14 protein-coding genes are annotated in these 21210 nt (G+C 54.9%); 6 read left to right on the top strand and 8 right to left on the bottom strand.

The window, feature by feature from the left end; genetic code table 11:
• Nucleotides 1–225: 225 nt before the first annotated feature.
• Nucleotides 226–3192, bottom strand: a complete 2967-nt coding sequence (gene topA / locus OZX72_RS01045; RefSeq protein WP_277158617.1) for a type I DNA topoisomerase — start codon at nt 3190–3192, stop codon at nt 226–228.
• A 1589-nt stretch (nt 3193–4781) separates the two neighbouring features.
• On the opposite strand from topA, the gene OZX72_RS01040 reads away from it, so the two are divergent.
• The 4 genes from OZX72_RS01040 (at nt 4782) to OZX72_RS01025 (ending at nt 8971) form a co-directional block, all read left to right on the top strand.
• Nucleotides 4782–6092 (top strand): MATE family efflux transporter, encoded by a 1311-nt coding sequence (locus OZX72_RS01040; protein WP_277159320.1) that lies wholly within the window; start codon nt 4782–4784, stop codon nt 6090–6092.
• A 273-nt stretch (nt 6093–6365) separates the two neighbouring features.
• A complete protein-coding gene (locus OZX72_RS01035) occupies nt 6366–6875 on the top strand; it encodes a helix-turn-helix transcriptional regulator (protein WP_277158616.1) in 510 nt (169 codons plus the stop codon).
• Nucleotides 6876–7012: 137 nt separating this feature from the next.
• On the top strand, nt 7013–7486 hold the full coding sequence (locus OZX72_RS01030; protein ID WP_277158615.1) for a MarR family winged helix-turn-helix transcriptional regulator: 474 nt from the start codon (nt 7013–7015) through the stop codon (nt 7484–7486).
• 66 nt (nt 7487–7552) lie between these two features.
• Nucleotides 7553–8971: an MFS transporter gene (locus OZX72_RS01025; protein WP_277158614.1), complete on the top strand. Its 1419-nt coding sequence runs from the start codon at nt 7553–7555 to the stop codon at nt 8969–8971.
• 169 nt (nt 8972–9140) lie between these two features.
• Here OZX72_RS01025 and OZX72_RS01020 read toward each other — a convergent pair whose 3' ends face one another.
• Nucleotides 9141–9698 carry a type 1 glutamine amidotransferase domain-containing protein gene (locus OZX72_RS01020; protein WP_277158613.1) on the bottom strand — a complete coding sequence of 186 codons (558 nt, stop codon included), beginning with the start codon at nt 9696–9698 and terminating at the stop codon, nt 9141–9143.
• 121 nt (nt 9699–9819) lie between these two features.
• A complete protein-coding gene (locus OZX72_RS01015; RefSeq protein WP_277158612.1) occupies nt 9820–12267 on the bottom strand; it encodes a DUF6541 family protein in 2448 nt (815 codons plus the stop codon).
• 293 nt (nt 12268–12560) lie between these two features.
• On the opposite strand from OZX72_RS01015, the gene OZX72_RS01010 reads away from it, so the two are divergent.
• Together OZX72_RS01010 and OZX72_RS01005 are read left to right on the top strand one after the other, a co-directional pair.
• The gene (locus OZX72_RS01010; RefSeq protein WP_277158611.1) at nt 12561–14000 is read left to right on the top strand and encodes an ABC transporter permease; all 1440 of its coding nucleotides are present in this window, start codon (nt 12561–12563) and stop codon (nt 13998–14000) included.
• Complete coding sequence (locus OZX72_RS01005; protein WP_277158610.1) at nt 13997–15379, top strand: ATP-binding cassette domain-containing protein; 1383 nt, start codon at nt 13997–13999, stop codon at nt 15377–15379. Before OZX72_RS01010 ends, OZX72_RS01005 begins: the two co-directional genes overlap by 4 nt.
• A 223-nt stretch (nt 15380–15602) precedes the next feature.
• On the opposite strand, the gene OZX72_RS01000 is transcribed toward OZX72_RS01005, so the two are convergent.
• From OZX72_RS01000 to OZX72_RS00980, 5 genes are all read right to left on the bottom strand, one after another.
• Nucleotides 15603–16574 carry an HD domain-containing protein gene (locus OZX72_RS01000; RefSeq protein ID WP_277158609.1) on the bottom strand — a complete coding sequence of 324 codons (972 nt, stop codon included), beginning with the start codon at nt 16572–16574 and terminating at the stop codon, nt 15603–15605.
• An 82-nt stretch (nt 16575–16656) separates the two neighbouring features.
• A complete protein-coding gene (locus tag OZX72_RS00995; RefSeq protein WP_277158608.1) occupies nt 16657–17688 on the bottom strand; it encodes a LacI family DNA-binding transcriptional regulator in 1032 nt (343 codons plus the stop codon).
• Between the two features lie 245 nt (nt 17689–17933).
• Nucleotides 17934–18818 carry a carbohydrate ABC transporter permease gene (locus tag OZX72_RS00990; RefSeq protein WP_277158607.1) on the bottom strand — a complete coding sequence of 295 codons (885 nt, stop codon included), beginning with the start codon at nt 18816–18818 and terminating at the stop codon, nt 17934–17936.
• 3 nt (nt 18819–18821) lie between these two features.
• The gene (locus OZX72_RS00985; protein WP_277158606.1) at nt 18822–19748 is read right to left on the bottom strand and encodes a sugar ABC transporter permease; all 927 of its coding nucleotides are present in this window, start codon (nt 19746–19748) and stop codon (nt 18822–18824) included.
• 57 nt (nt 19749–19805) lie between these two features.
• Nucleotides 19806–21185 carry an extracellular solute-binding protein gene (locus OZX72_RS00980; RefSeq protein WP_277158605.1) on the bottom strand — a complete coding sequence of 460 codons (1380 nt, stop codon included), beginning with the start codon at nt 21183–21185 and terminating at the stop codon, nt 19806–19808.
• Nucleotides 21186–21210: the final 25 nt, after the last annotated feature.

Here is a 21210-nt window from a genome sequence, read left to right as displayed (position 1 = left end):
AATGACATTTCTCAATAACATAAATCACGATAAATGCATCACCATTTTCCGATACTGTGAGAAACCAAGTAACTTTGCGACAGACGAATCACCAATCCTCACGTTGGCACCTGTCGGAACAAACCATTCACAGTATTAAAAACGCATTACACAATAATTTATCCCGCTTCTATATCAATAAATACGAGATAAACACAACGTTGACCAGTTATACGGATTGGTCTTTTACTTCTTGGTAGCCGACTTGCGGGTCGCGGTCTTCTTCGTAGTCGATTTACGCGTGCTGGCCTTGCGGGTAGTCGTCTTGCGACGGGTACGACGCTTGGAGGGGCCGGCGGCACGCTTTTCGGCGAGCAGCTGGAAAGCAGTGGCGGGGTCGATGGACTCCGGGGTGTACTGCTTCGGGAGCGTGCGGTTGGTCTCGCCGTCGGTGATGTAGGCACCGTAGAAACCATCCTTTATGGTCACGTTCTTGCCGTTCTCCGGATCGGCACCCAAATCACGCAGCGGCGGTTTTGCTGCTCCTCTGCCACGCCCGCGGCCATACTTCGGTTGGGCGAACAATGCCTTGGCCTTGTCAAGATCGACCGTGAAAATCTCGTCCTCACTGCCGAGCGAACGCGTCTCGGACTTGTCGTCTGCGCTCTTCTTCGTGAGGTAGGGGCCGTAACGCCCGTTGCTCGCGGTAACCACAACCTCGCTGGTTTCGCCTGTCTTCGTGTCGGTCTCGTCGTATTTGCCGACTTCGCGCGGCAGACTCAGCAGTTTCAACGCATCTTCAAGCGTGACCGTGTTCGGGCTCATCGTCTTAAACAACGACGCCATCTTGGGCTTGGGGACCGTGGACTTGGCGGTTTTCTTGGCACGGGTCTTCGTGACCTTGGTCGACTTTGCAGAAGTCTTTCCATCGGTAGTATCAGCGGTTTCAACAGCCTTTGCCGCCTCTGCCTTAGCTTCGCGTTCGGCTTTCATTTCAGCTTCGGCTTCAGGAGAAATCAACGCAACGTACGGCCCGAACCGCCCACTACGGACTTCCACCGTGCCGTCGGTCGCAGGGTCTTTACCCAGCACGCGCGGTCCGCCTGCATTGTTCTTGATAAGCTCATGACCGGCTTCGACAGTCAGCTCGTCGGGTGCCATCGTTTCGGGAATCGAGGCGCGCTTCGGGTTGCCCTCGGCATCCAGGTTCTTCGTATCTTCAAGGTAGGGACCGTAACGGCCGACGCGCACCTGCAGCCCGTCGCCGATTTCGATGGTGTTGATGGCTCGGGCATCGATGTCACCGAGCTGCGCGACCTGCTGCTGCAGGCCTTCATGCGCCTCGTCTTGCGATTTCGCCGCATCCTTGCCGTCGCCGAAGTAGAAGCGGGTGAGCAATTCCTTGCTGGTCTCCTTGCCCTGGGCGATCTTGTCGAGCCCGTTTTCCATATCGGCGGTGAACTGGTAATCCACATATTTCGGGAAGTTCGTTTCGAGCAGCTTGGTCACTGCAAATGCGAGCCAGGAAGGAATCAGCGCCCGGCCACGCTCGTAGACATAGCCGCGGTCGATAATCGTGGAAATGATGCTGGCATACGTTGACGGACGGCCGATTTCCTTGGCCTCGAGCGTCTTGACCAGCGATGCCTCGGTATAGCGGGCCGGGGGCTGGGTCTCGTGACCGTCAGCGGCAACCGAAGTTGCCTTGATTACTTCACCGGTTTTCATCGGAGGTAGCGCCGCATTTTCTTCGGAATTACTGGATTTAGCGGTTGCCTTGGCGCCCTTCGTCTTGGCAGCAGACGAACCGGACGCAGATGCTGATCCAGACGAATGACGCGGCCAACCGGAGGCCTTGAGGAATCCCGGGAATTCGATGACGGTGCCGGAAGCTTGGAAAATGGCCTCGCCTTTATCTCCGGCAGGTGCGGAAAGCCGTACAGTAGCGGTAAACCCGGTAGCGTCAGCCATCTGAGAGGCCAACGTGCGCTGCCAAATCAGAGTGTAAAGCTTCAGCTGGTCCGGCGGCACTTTGGTCGCCAGTTCGGCCGGATCGTGGAATTTCGAGCCTGCAGGACGAATGCATTCGTGCGCTTCCTGCGCGCCCGCAGTCTTCGTGGCATACTGCTTGGGCTTGTCGGAGAGATATTCCTTGCCAAAGTTCTTCGTGACGGACTCGCGGGCCGCGGCGATGGCTTCCTGCGAAAGCGTCACGGAATCGGTACGCATATAGGTAATGAAGCCGTTTTCGTACAGGCCCTGCGCGGCACGCATGGTCTGACGTGAGCTCATCGAGAGCCGGTTGCCCGCGGCCTGCTGCATGGTCGAGGTGGTGAACGGTGGCACCGGACGGCGATGGTATGGCTTGGATTCCATCGACACGACGGTGAACGGCGCGTGTTCCAAAGCCTGCGCAATCACCTTGGTCTGCGCTTCGTCAAGCTGGCAGACATTATCTTTCTGCGCAGCAGCAGTCAAAGCACCAGTGGAAGTGAAATCGCGGGAATTAGCCAGACGCGAGCCGCCCAATGACACCATACGGGATTCGAAATCGACGTTCTCGCCCTGCGCGTCAGGCGCGGAGAGCTCGGCGATGACATCCCAATACGGAGAGCGCACGAATGCCATGCGTTCCCGTTCGCGCTCGACAATCAAACGCGTGGCGACGGACTGCACGCGACCCGCGGAAAGTCCCGGGCCGACCTTGCGCCACAGCACCGGCGAAAGCTCATAACCGTAAAGTCGGTCAAGCACACGCCGCGTCTCCTGCGCGTCGACCATGTTGGCATCCACATCGCGCGTCTTGCCAACGGCAGCCTTGATGGCGGCCGGCGTGATCTCGTGGAAGACCATGCGGTGCACCGGCACCTTGGGCTTGAGCGTCTGTACCAGATGCCACGCAATGGCCTCGCCTTCGCGATCCTCATCAGTCGCGAGATAAAGTTCACTGGCGTCTTTTAAAGCGCTTTTGAGCTGCGCTACGGTTTTCTTCTTCTCGGGACCGACGATGTAATACGGCTCGAAACCGTCGTCGACATCCACGCCGAACCGCCCGAACTTCGCCTTCTTGGAAGCGGGAACCTGGCTGGGCTGTGCCAAATCACGGATATGGCCGACGGAGGCCATGACCCTATAGTCCTTGCCGAGGTAGCCGCCAATCTTCTTCGCCTTAGTCGGAGACTCCACGATGACAAGTTTCTTACCAGTCGCCATCACCGCTCCTTACTTAATCGTTTGCGGAACTCTATGGTGTCCTTATATTACTCATAACACATTGCGCTGAACTATTCCAAATACACGCCGATGCCACGACAACCATTATTATCGGTGCCGGAAAAGCGCAGACACCACCTTCACCAACGCGAGATGAATCCGGTATGCAACCTTGAACTGAGGCCATGCGAGCAACAAGCCAAATGTCGAGCAAATCGGTCTCACCACAATGCCTACCATCAAGGCACAAGGCCGCATTACGCATCTGAAGTAGAGTTTTCCACTTCAGTTCGCCTATGGCGAAAAATATTTGACATTTTTGCGATACAAAATCAATTGTAAACAAACACCCGCTAACAAGCTCACTAGACCAGAAATGTGGCAACAATCGTTCATAAAACCGACAAAAGGAACGGGTATCCATTAACATCGGACTCCAAAATCGGCGAAATAAAATACTTCCTCAACGAAGAGCGTTCCAGCTGTCATCCGAAAACCCAATCGAGTATCGACATACCGAATTTCGGTTTTCTACGTCAAGATTCGGCATTTTAGGCTAAGCGGTCGAAAATCACGGGTGAAATGGTGTTTACCGATGGTTAAATCCTTTATTTGTCCGTCCAATGTGCGAATTATTGTCTTTGTTTTGGGGGATAAATACGGCATTTATATATGTATTGCCGTATTTTTTACTTACTCCAAAATGAAGGGGAATGAGGATGCGCAAGGACACGAAAACTGCGCTCGGCACCGCCGCGGTAACGACGATGCCGACGGCGCCGGGATCCATCTACGCCAGAGACACAGGCGAAGGATAAACCGCGGCAACTTCAGATTTCAAAGTCCCGCTCCCCGTCGTCCACAAGTGCGACACCCAGTCAAAGGCCATACCGAAAATCACCACTCATTTAGCGCGGTGAAATATATTTCGGCTGGCCACCCATCCTGCCGGTCTGCGCTTGTTACTTGCGCTTTTGACTTCGGCCACAGTCGCAGGCCAACAACACAGTCGGCTCGCAACAGGTACCAACCAATAAAGGAGCTGCCAATAAGCGCCATAACTCAATAATCCGAGAGAGAAGGGCTGCACAACGTCTGCCGTTGCGCGGTCCTTCTTTTTGCGCCTGAAAAAGCGGCACGAGACGATTACTCCCACAAGCCGAGTTTCGGTTATCAAGCAAATATTCCGACCTCAAACCGCACAATTTTGACCCAGTGACGCAAAGAACAGATTTACACTGGTGCTCAATCATCGACGCCGTTACAATGGCAAGCGCAACGCCCGAAACCCAAGAATCCAAAGAATTAAGATAGTGACCAAAACGCCAGCGACAAACCAGAATGACCAGACCCGCCAAGCCGCGGACAAGATAACGAACGACAAGCGAATCGGCGACCAAACCGACGATTGGGCTGAGAGCCAAGAGGCCGACAACACGAAAGCTCACGCGCAATCCAAAGAGAGCGGACAACCCGGGAATACCAGACACTTTGGAGGTCCCGCGCAATCCGCAGAAACCGCACGATCCGCAAACGGCACACCATCCTCAGACGTCGCACAAACCTATGATCATGCCGAGCGCAAGCGTATCAACCGGCAGATCCTCGCGCTGGCGATTCCTACCTTTGGCCAGCTCATTGCCGACCCACTGTTCGTCCTCATCGACACAGCCATCGTCGGGCATATCGGCGACACCGCGTTGGCTGGGCTTTCCATCGGCTCCACAGTTCTGCTCACCGTCGCCGGGCTCTGCAACTTCCTCGCCTACGGCACCACCTCGCGCGTCGGGCAGCTCATGGGTGCCGGGCGCAAACGCGAGGGGCTTGAGACCGGCGTCGACGGACTTTGGCTGGCGCTGATCATTGGCGTCGTCATTTCGGCGGCGTTCTTCGTCGGGGCTCGACCTCTGTGCTCGCTGATGGGAGCGCGCGGCGAGGTGCTCGACAACGCGACGATTTACTTGCAGGCCGTCATTTTCGGACTTCCGGGAATGTTGCTGGTCTACGCGGCCAATGGCATTTTCCGCGGGCTCAAGAAAGTGCGCATCACGCTTGTCGCTGCCGTCTTGGGCGCGGCACTCAATACTGCGCTTGACTTTCTGTTCGTCTTCGGGCTTGACATGGGCATCATGGGTTCCGGGCTGGCGACGCTGATTGCGCAGTGGTTCATGGGCATTTACTTGGTTATTCCGTCACTCAAGTGGTCTCATAACGCAGGCGCTTCGCTCGCCCCACGCATTTCCGGCATCACCGCCACAGCAGCTGATGGGCTGCCACTGTTCATCCGTACACTCGCCTTGCGCATCTGCCTGGTGGCCACCGTCGTGCTCGCTACGCACATGGGCACGCAGGTGCTCGCCGCGTACCAAGCCGTCAATTCCAGCTGGAACTTCGTGCTGAACATCCTCGACGCCATCGGCATTTCCGGTCAGGCGCTGGTCGCCACGGAAATCGGCGCGAAACGCTACGGTCGCGCACGCGAGATGACTCGAATCTCAGCACGAGCGGGACTTTACGGCGGCATCGGCATCGGGGTTACGCTCATCGCTTTAAGCTTTATTGCCGCGCCCCTATTCAGCACGAACGTAAGTATCCAACACCTCACCACCGTCGGTATGATTGTTGCAGCTGTTTTCATGCCGCTCGCAGGTTGGATGTGGGCGCTCGACGGTATCCTCATCGGCGCCGGCGACTACAAATATCTCGCCGTCACCTGCTCGATCGTCACCATCGTTTATCTGCCGCTCGTCCTCGTGCTCAACTTCATCGACGGCACTTACAACCCCAGCTCCACCGTCCGTATGATCCTGCTCTGGGCCGTCTTCAATGTCATCTTCATCGGCGGGCGTTCGATTTTCAACGGCCTGCGCGCCCGCGGCGACAAGTGGCTCAAGAAGTAAGATTACACAGGCTCATTCGCCATTGCAATAAATCAGTTGTTCGATAAAACGAACAATGTAAAAATGTTCGGAATATCGAACAATTCTCCAACGTTTCGATCTCCAAACATTTCAACGATGTGCTGAATTCAACACATTTAACAAATGTAGCAATTCTGTTACTTTTGCAAAATGTGTTTATTTTGCTACTTTTTTAAAATGTAGCAGTTTTGCGACATTTATAATGTATCCTAGAAATCTAGAAATAGTTTCAGGATTAATCGGAGGCAACAAATGCGGAAGTTCACTACTCCGATTCAAACCGTGCAACAACTTGCCATCAATATCCACGATGTCAGAAAAGCAGCCGGTCTTAGCCAAGAAGAATTAGCCAACAAAACCGGGCTGTCCCGCTCATGGATCAATCGGCTAGAAAACGGGAAAACCACCAACCCCGGATTCAACGACATCCTTTCCATCTATAAAGCGCTAGGCATATCCAACACTATCGCTTACCAAGCTCTTGACCTAGAAGACGAAAAGATCACACCTACAGCCAAATCAAAGAACAATAATAGCGAAACCCAGTTCACTCACGACACGATAAATGCTCCACGACACAGACACCAGAACAACTCAATTGCCAATCATTCCGTCGATGACATTGAAACTTCGAAATCCGTTCTCAAGAATTTCAAGCTATCTGAAGATAAACAAAAAATCTTAAATGCATTCTTAGAAACACTGAGCCAACGAGCCGAAGAAACCGAACGCCAGGCTCAACAACTTGATAATCAGATTTAAATCAATTCCCAAGAATCATTGATTAGCCGCTAATTGTCATCAATGTCCGGACCCTCGATATTATTTGTTAGTTAGCTAACGAATTAATTTTGTCGGGTCGATATCTCCGACTCGACTGTCGAGAAGGCAAGAAGAATATGACCGATACGCCGGATGGACGGCCGGAGAACTACGGGCGTCTGCTGCAGCAGTCCTCGAGCGCGATGTCACAGCAACTCGGGCGCTTCGCGGCACGCTACGGGCTCACTGAAGTGCAGATGTCCGTCATCAACTTCATGAGTTCACAGCCAAACGGCGAAGTGGCCCAGCACGCCATCGAAGAGGAGTTCCATATCCAACGCTCCACCGTCACCGTCACCCTGCAACGCATGGAGGCCCGCGGTTTGCTCACCCGCGAACAAGCTGCTGATGACGCACGGTGTAAGAAGGTAAAGCTTACTTCGCGCGCCAAGCAAAGCGTTGAAGCCATCCACGGTTATATCGACAACGAGCAGCGTGAGTTCGAACGCCGCTTCTCCCCCGCGCAAATCATCGAATTCAAGGAAATGCTGGCGTTTTTCGGTCGCGACCACGATGATGACCCCGGCATCAAGCAACAACCGCCACGATAATTCTTGAAATGATTAAAAACACACCTAACACTTACAACAAAAGAAAATAAAGGATCAAAACAAGTAATGACCTCTCAAACAACACAACCAACGGCTGCCACGCAATCGCAGCCGCAGCCGGCGAAAATTCCCGGGAAAGTATTCGGCGCCATCATCGCGGCCGGCCTGCTCTCGCTGAGCGGCGTGACCGTCGAAACCGCCATGAACGTCACTTTCCCGACGCTGATGAAAGAGTTCGGCATCAACACCGAAACCGTGCAGTGGGTGACGACGGCCAACCTGCTCACCATCGCCATCGTCGTGCCGCTGAGCGCCATGCTCAAGGCGCGTTTCCGCACCAAGTCGCTCTTCATCGTCGCGAACCTTTCGTTCCTGGCCGGTCTGATTCTTGAAATCGTCACGCCGAACTTCCCGCTGCTGGTCACCGGCCGCGTCATTCAGGGCATCGGCGCCGGTATTGCGCTACCGCTGATGTTCAACATCATTCTGGAAACGGTGCCCCCACAGCGAATCGGCCTGATGATGGGCTTCGGTACCCTGCTCACCGCTGTCGCTCCAGCCATTGGCCCGACTTTCGGCGGCATCGTCGTCTCTAACACCAGCTGGCGCGTCATCTTCGCCTGCCTGCTGCCGGTCGTTCTCATTTCGCTTGGACTCGGCATCGCCTGCATCGAGCAGAAGAGCAAGATCCGCAACGTCGACTTCGACATCCTGAGCATCGCCCTGATCGCCATCACGTTCGCCGGACTCATCTTCGGCTTCAGCTCCATGACCACCAAGCCGATCCTCAGCATCCAAGTTGCCGGCACCATCGTCGTCGGCATCATCGCGCTCGTAATCTTCTGCATGCGTCAGCTCAAAATCGATGCCCCGATCATCGACATCCGTACCTTAAAGAACCTGCGCTTCTCAGGCTTTGTGCTCGCGTTCTTCCTGTTGCAGGCCATCTCGCTGGGTCTGGCGTTCATCCTGCCGAACTATCTGCAGCTCACCGACCATTCTTCGCCGCTTATCGCGGGCCTCACTTTGCTGCCGGGAGCAGCACTCGGCGCGGCTCTCGCCTTGCTCGGCGGTCGTGTCTATGACGCCGTCGGCCCCAAGCCACCGCTCATTTTCGGTGGAGCCTGCGCCATCATCGCGATGGTCTGTTTCTTCGCTTTCGGCCACCATCTTTCGAGCGTCGATGCGGCCGGCTTCTACCTGCTCTACATGCTGGGTATCGGCCTGAGCTCCGGCAACATCATGACCACTGGCCTTTCCCACCTCAACGCCCACGAGCAGAGCATGGGTAACGCCATCTTCAACACCGCCCAGCAGTTCGCAGGCGCGGTCGGCACCTCTATCGCATCCGCCATTCTCGCCGCCGGGCAAGCCGGTGCCGCCAACATGGCCACGGGCACGGCGATCGGCGCAACGATGACCTTCGGAGTGCTGCTCGTCGCCCTCATCATCGAGTTCGCCGACATTCTCCGCTCGCTCTTCTAGAGACAGCAATCAGTTAATAAATACGAAAAATGGCTGTAACGATGGTCCTTTACCCGTCGTCACAGCCATTTTTATGTTGCGAATCCGCACAAGTCGCTAGATACGTTTTTAGAAACGTTGATATTCCAACATTCTTAAAAACCTATTTACCAACTTGTGTATTCACCGTTCACTTCCCGAGTGCTTCCTTGATGGCACCAACGAAAGCATCGAGATCGGCGGGCTTACGGGAGGTGATGAGCTTGAAGCCGTTGGCTTCGTCGACGTGCACCTCTTCATCAACGTACTTGCCGCCAGCGTTTTCGATATCCGCGGCGATATAACGGCAAGCGGTCAGCGTCTTGCCCTTGAGCAGGTCGGAGTTGACCAGCAACCACGCGCCATGGCAGATCGAGGCAACCGGCTTGCCCGCGGCGGCGAAGTCCTTGGCAAGCTTTTGCGCGGCAGGATCGACGCGCAGGCGATCGACGTTGCAGGTGCCGCCGGGCACGACGAGCATGTCGAAATCATCGGCGGAAACCTCGGAATAGACGGTGTCTGGCTCCACGATTTCGCCGACATAGCGGTCGTGCCGCACCGTCTCGATAGGCGCGAGTTCCGCCGCTGCCAGCGTCACAGAAGCCCCCGCGGCCCGCAAATCGCGCAGCGGCCGGGTCATCTCGGTCTCCTCAATGCCCCAGTTGCGTACGATAATAAGCACTTTCGCGTCGCTTACCGATGTAGCCATAATGCCGTCTCCTTATATATACCGAATATCAAACACCTTCATTGTATATAAGAGAGCCGTGAACCTGAACCGTACAGCCTGAACGAACTCGTTACCTGCCGCACATTGCGCGAGCTTCGCGTTACTGCCCACACTTGATGCTGTAGAGTGCCCAGTCCTTGGCGTACGGGCCCAAATAGCTGAAATCGACGATCTTGACCAGGACGCCGGCGCGTACGTAGCCATCAATCAGGTCCTGGCGATGGAACGTGTCATACTGCTGACGGAATGAGAACATCTGCAAGCTCGGCGCCTGCGGGCCCATCGAAAGGAAGTACTTCGGTACATTGCCTTCAATCGGGCAAGTGGTCGCGGTCAGTTTCGCGGGGTCACCGGAGGCAAATGCGTTCTCGGTCTGCCCGAAGATCGCGCCGTTCTTTTCGTGCATGGGGTTATAAACCGGATACAACATATTGGCGTCGAACATAGCGGAACCGTACATGGAGCCGTTGAGCGGGTCGGAAATAATCACCGGACCGTTGCCCACCATCTTGACGGTTTGCTTCAATACATCAACCTTTGCCAGGGTAAGCTGCTCATTGACCGGCTTGCCGTCCAATACGACGTTGGAAGCGATCATCGTCCCCAAATTCTGACGGTTCACATTGCCAAACTGGCAGGAAACCGCGAGCGCGGCCAGTACGACGATCGAGACGGCCTTGCCTCCATTACGCGAGAACCAGTCGCCGACAGCGCTGCCCGCCGGATGCTTCGGCGCCATCGCATGCCGCCCGGAACTGTGCGGGGTGCCGAGATGGGCACGCTGCTGCAAATAGCGGACGTAGGATTCGTCGACGCCATCGAAGGAATAGACCACCGAGCAGGCCGCAAAGACCAGCAACGGGATGATGGCGAACGGAATCATCGTCAGCGGTCGGATCTCGGCGCGGTACCAAGCGGCTGTCACGATATTCGGGAACCAGCCGGTCAGCGAGGTCGAGCAGACATAGACCAGGCACACCAACGCAAACGCGAGCAACAAAGACACGGCGTCCTTGGCCATCGTGGGCGTCGCCGTGGCGAATCGTGATGTCTTCACAGAACGATGCGTAGCGCGATGAGCGGAGTTATGACTGCGTTTGGAACCGGCAACGGAGGCGGCCGATGTATTCGACGTGCCTGCCACACCCGAAGCAACCGAAGCGTCAGTCGTATCAGTCGCAACCGAAGCGGGCACGTTTTCTTCGTCGCTCTGAGATTGTGAACCGTCCGATACCTCGGAATCCGCAAGACGGCTATCGTCCGAAACCACAACAGAGTCCGTGGATTCTACCGAAACAGCTTTGGCTTCTTTATCACCTTTGGAGCTTTTATCGCCTTTGCCGCCTTTATTACCAGAGCGTCCGTCGAACCTGATAATCACCAGTCTCGATTTCAAATACCCGAATACCACCACAATCGCAACCACCAACGCGACAATGACGACGACGCTCATGAACCCGCTGAAAGCACCGCTGATATTATCACTGAAGAATATTTGCAGCGCCTGCGGGACGGTGCGGTTGGGCTTGTAGGTATGGAACCAGCTAGACGGGTCGCCGTAGCGGGACGAATGATAGTGTCCGGTCATGTAGAAGAAGAAGGCGACGGCGCAGACCACCACGGCCACGAGCACACCGAGCATGGCTTTCCATGGCAAGCGCATGAGCATGAACGGCGCCATCAGCAGCAACCAGGTGAATGCAATACGCGGATGTGCAAAGACGCAGAGCAGCGCGAGCAGCACAGTCAAAATCAGCCAACGTAGAATTTGATAACGGTCGGCGATCGCATCGAAAAGGCGCAGCGTGACGTAAAGCCAGAACGGCAGAATGCTGGTGGCCAGGCCGAAGGCGATCAGCGGGCCGGAGGCGAGCATTTGGAAGGGATGGCTGGCCGAAGCGACCGAAAGCAGTGGCACAATCAGCATCATCGCACACGAGAAAGGCCGCCAGAACATCGAATTGGAATCGACGATCGCGTCCCAATTCCCTTCCTTTTTTCCTTGAGTTTTGGCAGACCCGCCTTGAGCGCCCGCAGCCGAAGACATGTTGCGCGACCGCCGTCTGTCTGATTTCGCCTTGCGTTTCTGCTCGCTCAAAGCGACATGCACCGCGGATTCGAGGCCACGCCATCCTTCGATGAATTTACCATCGATCTTGCGCGTGAAATAGCTGGCCCAGAGCGATACCCCGGCCGGCCATACGAGCCCGGATGTCACCAACCAGACGATATTGAAGGCTGCGTAGATATTGATTTTGACGTGGATGACGTTGCCAAAGGAAATGACCGCGGCCGCGAGGATATGAAAGAGCGGCGGGTAGTAAGCGTCATTGGGCCACAGCTTCATGGCGGCGCCAACTCCCTGCCGTAGCAACTTGCGAATGAAATAGTAATGAGCCGGCGCGTCAATCTCTTGCAATGGCAGATTCCAGGCGTCCCACGTCTTTGGGAACCATGTCAGAACGATGCCGAATGCCGCCAGTACGCCAAGAACCGAGCAAATCGGCAATGCGGCATGGCCTATCCGTTGTTTCCATTTTATATTCATTATTGATAATTCTACCTGCCATGTGAGCAATTTACCGTCATATTCTACGATACCGTCAAATAATTCCCTCATATTGCCTATAAAACGAAAATTCTCAGAAAACTTTCAACATTTCCTGAGGTTTTGTTCGTCTCATTCAAGCTAAGGCACATATACTTGAATCTGTTGCCTATGCTGCGGCCTAGCATCGAAAAGGTGCAAGCCTAACGGCGGGAAACATGTGATGCCTGTAGTCCGCTCGACGAAAAGCTTTCAACGTGGCAAACTACAGGCCTGAACAGCGGGAGAAACAGATGTTCGTGCTAACCAATGCCTGGTCTACGGTGATACGTCATAAATGGCGCAGCATCATGATGCTCCTTGTCGCCGGAGTCATGATATTCGGCGTCGTTTTCGCCACCGCGGTGTCTAGCGCAAGCGACAAGGCACATGGCGAGACCTACCAGGTACAGTCGCCAATCGCCGTCATCCGGCCGAACGCCGCAACCGAAAAAACGCTCAAAGGCGACGACGTCTCAAGCGTGAAAAAGTACATGACCTTCGATCAGTACGGCACGTACGCCATGTCGCTGCAACAGATCGGTGTGCAACAGCCGCAATTCTCAATCGGTATCTCCCTGCCGATGCGTCAAACCGACACGGCCAAAGCCATCGCCGGTAAAAGCGACGAAAGCAGCAAGAAAACAGGCGGCGAGACCACGCTTTACAGCTACTACGACAAAGACGGCATCGCCATCAACCCTTTGGGCGCCTACAAGATAGCCCAAGGAAAATCCTTGGATTACCAAGGTAAGGACGGCAAGAATGTACTGGTCTCCGAGGCTTTCGCTCGCAAGAACAACCTGAAAGTGGGCAGCACACTCAAGCTCGGCAACCCCATGACCGCGGACACCTACCAGCTTAAAGTGCGCGGCATTTACACTTACACCGACCCTGCCCCCGCCGGACACGGCAACGACGCCAAACTGGCCAAGGAAAACCGCGACAACGCGATTTATGCCGAACCGATGGTTCTCACCAAAAACAAACTGCTCAGCGACAACCCCCAAGGCTGGCTGAACCCACGTTTCGACGTCGGTTTCAAACTGCAAGGCACCGACCAGTACAATGCCTTCGTACAAGCGGCCAAGGCGATGAAGCTGCCGAAAGGCTACGAGGTCAGCTCGCCTACGCTCGATCGTTACAACGATTCACTCAAGCCGTTGGATTCGCTTAATGCCGTCATGACCAAAGTGCGTATCGGCCTCTACGCGGGCAGCGGGGTCATTCTGCTGCTGCTCTTGGGGCTTGCGCTGCGTCGACGCACCGACGAAATCGCGATGGACACCATCATCGGCGTCACTCATTCCCGCATCGGCTGGCAGTTCTCTTTGGAAACGCTGATACCCACCATTCCGGGACTTCTTATCGGCGGTATCGCCGGAGCACTGTCTGCCAAACCGTTGGGAAAGGCACTTGCCGGAGGAATCGCCACGCCGGTCGTATCCGCTTGCTGGATGCCGATGTGGTATTCCATCGCCATTGTGGCGGCACTGGCCGTCATCGCCTTCCTGAGGCCTTTGTTCGCCGGAACTTCGCGTCTCTTCGATACACGCGACGATATGACCGGCAGCGCAACGCTGTATGCTGTTGGCAACGCCAGTGCGTCCGCACAAACCGCTGAAAACAAGGATGACACGAACAACGACAACGATGACAACGCATCCGAAGACGATACGGAGGCTCAAGCATGAGCAAGAACAGCGATTCGAAAGATCAAGCCAAAAGCTACGAGCCCGGCAATAAGGACGACCAGATCGACCAGAAAAGCATCGACGATCAGAACAACCCGGCCGAAAACGCGGAAAACACCTCGGCGGTGAAGTATGATGTCGTCTTCGACGATGACGATGATGCCTTGGATCTCAGTCTTGCGGCTTCCGGCCAAGTGCCATATGGCGGCTCGGCTGATGACCAAACCGATGACGACGAAACCGAAGATTCGGACAAAAAACAGGCCGAAGCCGATAATACCGAAAATACTGATACCAAGGATTCAAGGAAAGCTTCCAAGGCGAAAACCGGAAATAAAACCGGAGCTCAAACGAAGGAATCCGAGAAAACCGCCGATAGTGAAGATATTGACGACAACAGCGATGACAGCGATGCCGACGAAACCAGCGAAAACGGCGACAAAGCAAGCCCTGACAATGTAGCGGCCTCGAATGCGAAACGCGTCAATGAAACGCTGGGACTGGCGGTAGAGGAAGAGGACGAGCTAAGCGCCCACGAGGCGAAATCCCCCGTTATCGAACCAGCCACCGCCGTTTCGACACGCCTTGACAAGGAGACCGTCGCCGAAGCCGACATCCTGTTGAAGCCGAACCCGACCTTCGCGCTCGACCACGTCACCTTCACCAATCGCAAATCCGGACGCAATGTGCTGGACAATATCGACTGGGGATTCTTCGCCGGATCGCTATACGCTATCACCGGTGCCGACGACGAGCAACGCCGGGGTCTGTTGGCGGTGGCATCGGGCCTCTATCGGCCCGACAGCGGCCAAGTGATGGTGAAAAGCCAGAGCCTTCTGGAGCTTGAGACCAACGAAATCCGCGGCCACCGCATCGGCTTGGTCACGCAACGTTACAGCTTGCGCAACGACCTGGACGCGCTGACCAATCTGACCTTCACCATGCGCGCTTCCGGACGTACGTTCCTGAAGCCGATACCCGTTGTCGCTCGCGATGTGCTGAAATATATCGATTTCGACGAAGCCGCCACCGGTGTGAAGGTATCAGACCTCAAACCGTTGAATCAGCGCCGTCTAGCCATCGCACGGGCCATCTGCTGCGAGGCGACCGTCATTCTTGCCGACGACCCGGTTGGCGGACTTGATGCCGGCGACCGTAAAATCATCCTCGACCTACTTTCGCGCATCGCGCACGCCCAAGACCCGAAGCGCTGCGTTATCGTTCTGGTTCCTGGCTTTGGAACTGATACGGATGCAAACAGTTCTGTAGATAGCGCTGCCAGCGATGCCGAATCCGAAGCTGATACCGCTACGGATTCGGACGAATACACCAGTGCAACCGATTACGAAGCCAAGGCCGATAAGATTTATTCGTTCTGACTGAAATTGTGAACCTGCCTTGCCAGGATACGTCCGCAAGTCATACTTAGGAATTTAAACACATTTCAAGGCTATTTTTGCGCTTACAATGCTGCCGAAAGCCTGCAGTAGGAATTTAAGCATAAAATCTTGCCGTTTTTGTGCTTAAATTCCTATTTCTCACTTGGCCGGCTCATCCCCCGACCGGATGATGCCTGAACGAAGGAGAGCCGAACGATACCGCCTACTCGTCCAGCTTCATGTCGAACTTCTTGGCGAGCGCGGGGATATCGGGGACGCCGTATTTCTTGACCAGATCGAGCCACTGCCGTTCGTTGTCGGCCCCGAAACGGCGTGCCTTGCGCGCGTAAGCCTCGGCTGTGAGGAAGCGCGGCGGGATAGACTTGCTGTTGTATTTGTCGGCCACCATCACTACTTCCTGCTCCAGGTTCATCGGCACGTAGTCGGCCGGCGGCAACGGCAATCCCTGCGCCACGACCTGTTCACGGGTCAGCCCTACTCCGGTATGGTTACGCGCAAATTGCGCAATGGACTCATCCACTCCCTGCTCAAGCAACCAGTCGTAGCCACGAAGCCCATGCAGGATATAGTTTGGCCCGTCGAATTGCAATTTTTCACCATCCGACCCGTCGTGCTTCAAGACGAGGTAGGTGCCGATGTCATGGAGCATGGCCCCCACCACCGCCAGGTTTTCGTCGAGCAGACGCGGCGGCACCATACCGCCAACCACACCATCGGTCGGCGGAACCGTTGCATTGATGCCATCTAACACATTGGAATTGTTGCGTTTCTGCGCCAACACAGCAGGCGTGACATGTGCTGAGACATCGCCGGCATCAGCATTCATCTGAGCCCGAGTATCGCCGGCACCGCCATCCGTATCAGCGTTGATGCCGTTCGTTTCGACATTGCCATCGCCCGAATGAGCACCAAAGGCAGAGCCGTTCGCGGAATCGGCGGCACGATCAGAAGCGGAGACATCACCCTTGCCACCGCACTTCCCCGTGAGCTCAGGAGCATCCTTAGGCAAAGTACAGCGCCGCACAAACAGCGCGTTCTGCCGGCGTACCAGCTGACGGGTGATGGTTGCGATGATGACGCAATGCGTATGAATAAGGCCGTAAGCGGCCTGCGATGGCGCGATTTTATGATGCAGCTCGTCCGCCTGTGCAAGTGTAGGAATATATCCGGTCATGATTCCATTGTAGAGGTCATCACAACCGTCTAAGCTCTTGGCCATTGCGACAACCAGCCCGCAAATAACACCAAATACAACGCTAAACTCTGGTCGAATCCCGTTCAATCAGCGAAAAACCAGAAACGAACGTACGCGGGTCACCGTTATATCCCTCGATGCGTTCGATAAGCATTTCAACGGCTTTGCGAGCATATTCATCCGTATGCGGGTCGATCGTGGTCAACCGAGGCGTCGAAAAAGTCCCTTCCGGAACGTTATCGAACCCCACCACCGCTATATCCTCCGGAATTCTGCATCCATGTCTCTGCAACTCATTCATCACGCCGAACGCAAGAGCATCGTCCAAACAGACTACGGCATCGGGGCGTTCGCCGTCCAGTAATTTATCGCCAGCCTCTACGCCCGAAACGCTATTGAGCGGATAAACCGATATGACTTTTGACCAGTCGACTTCAAGACCGCGCTTCTCAAACGCACGAACATAACCTTGAATTCTCAGCTCTTGAGTGCCTTCCTTCGCGTCAAGTACGCGCTTCCAGTCGCGATCGGCAGGGGCTCCGACCAATGCCACGGAACGATAGCCGCGATCAAGCAAGTCCCCGGTCGTTTTTTCCAATGCATCAACATTGGGCATCGTCACCAGATCAGCTTTGCCATAAGCGCTGTAATCGCCGGCCAGCACCGTGGGATAAGGTTGGGAAAGAATCGCCGCTTTATCGGCCAGTGCGGTATCAGTAAAGAAAATCCAACCATCCGCACCCAACCGATAGGTCTCCTCAATGATGGAGGGAATGCCTGCGCCGCCTGACGCATAGGTGCTGACGATGACGCCATAGCCACGTTCGCGGGCGACATCGATAATCTGATTGGCAAGATATGAGGAGAAGGGCTGCAAAAAGTCGAATACGGCCAATCCGATGAGTTTTGAGCTTCCGGTTTTCAGCGACCTTGCCGACACATTGACGGTATAGCCTAGATTGTGCATCGCTTTCAAGACACGCTCGCGCGTTGAAGGACGCATGCTTCCTGTTCCGTTAAGTGCGTTGGAAACGGTTTTGATTGATACGTCTGCTTCCCTTGCCACGTCTTTAATCGTCACTCTGGAACGCATAAAACAATCCTTTTCACAGCTGCATTACTCAGGCAAGCATCGCCCAAATGCCCTAACGCATATCAGTTAGACAACATCGTAACCCAGCATACAGCCACCCCCGAGGCAAAATCTATAAAGGAAAACCGTGTCTGTGTAGTCTCGAGCTGCACGGACACGGTATGGCATCTAATGACACTCAACCGACGTTCAACAGAGATTCGTCGGATACGTCATTTCAGTTGTCTTGCTGTTTTACTGTATGATTACTGCTTCACAGCTCCGGCGGTGATGCCGCCGACCCAGTAACGCTGCAGGAAGAGGAACGCCAGAACCAGCGGAATCACGGAAATGAAGGCACCGCAGGTGATGAGGTTCCATACCTGCTCCACACCGGCACCGGCGTTGGACTTGGCCTGCCATTGGGTCAGGCCCACCGTGATCGGGAATAGCTTGGTATTGGCGAGCACGACTTGGGGCAGGAAGTAGTTGTTCCAGCAATTGACCACGGAAAGCAGGAACACCGTGGTGATGGCCGGGGTCATAATCGGCAGGGAGACCTGGAAGAAGGTCCTGAGCTCGCCGGCACCATCGACTCGCGCCGCCTCCATCATTTCGTCAGGCAGGGAAGACTGGCAATACACGCGCATCAGGTAGGTGCCAAACGGGGAAAGCAAGGAAGGCAGGATAACGGCCCAAATCGTATCGTTCATTCCGATCTTCGTCATGATGATGAAGGTGGGGATGACCAGCGCGGTGGTCGGAATCATCAAAGCACCGAGAACGATGTTGAAGTACACCTTGCGACCGCGGAAGCGGAACTTGGCGAATCCGTAGCCCGCCATCACCGACAACGCCGTCGCGCCGACGCCGCCAACCAACGCGTAAAGCAGCGAATTGAACAGCCAACGCCAGTAGATGCCATCCTGATATGTGGTGAGCTCCTTGATGTTGTCCCACAAGGCGAAATGCTTGTCAAACCACATCGGGCCGCCGGTGCCCATGAACAGTCCGGCGTTGTTCTTGGTCGCAGCGACGATAAGCCACCAGACCGGCAGGATGAAGTAGAGAATGCAGATCACCATGAAGATCTTGGCAGGGATTTGGTGACCTTTGTTGATCTTCTGACCTTTATCGATATTCTGTTTCATCGCTCAGTCCTCCAATCCAGACTGCTTGCGCGTCAACGTCATGAACAGGACGCTGAAGATGACCACCAAAAGGCCGAGTGCAAACGAGACCGTTGCGGCATAGTTCATTTGGTTGTAGTTGAATTCCAAAGCCTGCGCATACATGTTCGGCGTGTATTCGGGAGGTATCGCGGAATTCGCGTTGTTTCTCAAAACCATAGGTTCGGTGTAGAACTGCAGCGTTCCAATCAACGCGAAGATGGTGACCATGACCATCGAGCTGGTGATCATCGGGACCTTAATCTTCAAAGCAATCTTGACTTCCGAGGCCCCGTCGATTCGAGCCGACTCATAAAGATCAGTGGGAATCGACTGCAACGCGGAATAAAGAATGACCATATAGTAGCCGGTCCATTGCCAAGTGACCATATTGACCAAGGAACCGAAAATGCTGCCCGGGGCAAGGAAGTCAGGGGCTTTCATACCGAACAGTTGGAAAAGCGAAGTGAAAGGCCCCATATCCTTTGAATACAGGAAGCCCCACATCAGGGCGCCGATAACCACCGGGATGGCATACGGCAAAAAGTAAAGCAAACGGGAGACCGAAGCAAACTTGGACTTCATAGAGTCAAGCACCAGCGCCAGCAGAAGCGCAAACAGAAGCTGAATCGGCACCATCACAATCGTGTAGAGCACGACCAGTTTCAGACCATTCAGGAAAATCGGATCGGTAAATACCCTTTTATAATTGGCAAGTCCGGTGAATATTGTGCCACGGACCTGCGTATAGCTGTATAGCGAAACAAAGAACGCATAGACAAGCGGAACGACAAGGAACAGGATAAACACGATGCCGAAAGGAGCGGTGAATAACCAACCCCAGCGGTTCGCCCTTGTCGTCGACAACGACTTGGTACCATGCGGCACAACATTATTTTTCTTTTTCGACATGAGCTTCTCCTCATTGAAGGGAAGGCGGGCAGGACCCACCTCCCCTAAAGCCACTTGTTACTCGACTGTGAAGCCCTGCTGCTTGGCATAGGTGCTGAGTGTCTTCTCCCATGCATCAAGCTTGGTGTCCACATTGGCGCCATCGCGCAGAATCGCAGCCAAGGTCTTGGTCTGCTCATCATTGGCGTAGGTCTGGAAGGGCAGGAACTGATAACCCTTGTAGTTCTGAGCCACCGGAGCGATGATCTTGTTGATCTGCTGGTTGTTGAAGAACTTCTCGCCACGGTTGAGGAATGCCTCAGACTTCAGCTTCTTCTGCCAGGTCGGATACAGACCGGAATCGTTGACGGCAATGTCCTGAGCCTGATCGTCACCGAAGAACTCCATGGCCACCTTCGCAGCCTGCTTGGTGTCCTTGGCCTGATCGGTCACGGTAAGAGCGGAACCACCGCAGTTGATAGCCGGATCGTTCGCAGTCCAACCCGGGGCCTTGGCGACCTGCCAGATCGAACCATCCTGAACACCGGAAAGGCCGTTGAGATAACCGACCATCCACGAAGCGTGGATGATGGTGGCATAGGAACCATCGACGTTCTTCTTGTTCCAAGCCGCGGTATCGGTATCGTCAGTGGCGACGATGCCTTCCTTGGCCATCTTCTGCCAGAAGGTGACAACCTTCTTGACGGAATCAGAATTAACGTTGATGCCGACCTTCTCGGGATCGTTCGCGGAATACTTGAAGACCTTGCCGCCAGCCTGATCGTAATAAGCGTAGTTGAACAACGTGCCGTTAGGCTGCCAGTTGCCGATATGGCCCTGATATCCCTTGGCCTTCAGCTCGAGGCCGGCCTTCTCATATTCGTCCCAAGTCGTGGGAAGCTGGACGCCGTACTTGTCGAAGATGTCCTTGCGATAATACATCACAACCGGGCCGACATCCACCGGAACGCCGTAGACGCTCTTGTTGCCGCCCAACTGGACGTCCTTCCAAGCGCCGGGAGTGTAGTTGTCCTTGATCTTGCCGACGCCGTACTTGTTGAGATCGACGAGATGCTTTTCGACGCCCGAAGCATACTGCGGCATCATGGCATATTCGAGCTGCACGATGTCGGCAGCGCCGGACTTGGCCTTGATGGCCGTGCTGAAGCGCGAATACGCCTTCGCGGACTGATCAGAGCTGGTCCAGCAGACCTGCACGTCGTTATGAGTCTCGTTGAAATGATCAATCAGCTTTTCAACCTGAGGATACCAAGACCAAAGGGTGACCTTCTCGGCCTTCGGATTCTTCACCTTGTTGATGCACTTGGCCGAATCATTGGCGTGGGCATCGCTGCCGGCCGCCTTCGAACCGTCGTTGGAGCCCGAACCGCATGCTCCAACCGAGAGGGCCATAGCGCCTGCAAGGACGATGCCCAGAACCTTGTTGATACTTCTCATTTTTCCTCCTTATCGTTGCACCAAC

This window comes from Bifidobacterium sp. ESL0769 (assembly GCF_029395495.1).
GTDB lineage: Bacteria > Actinomycetota > Actinomycetes > Actinomycetales > Bifidobacteriaceae > Bifidobacterium.
The sequence above is the reverse complement of the archived record's forward strand: the minus strand, read 5'-3'. Positions and strand labels throughout refer to the sequence as shown.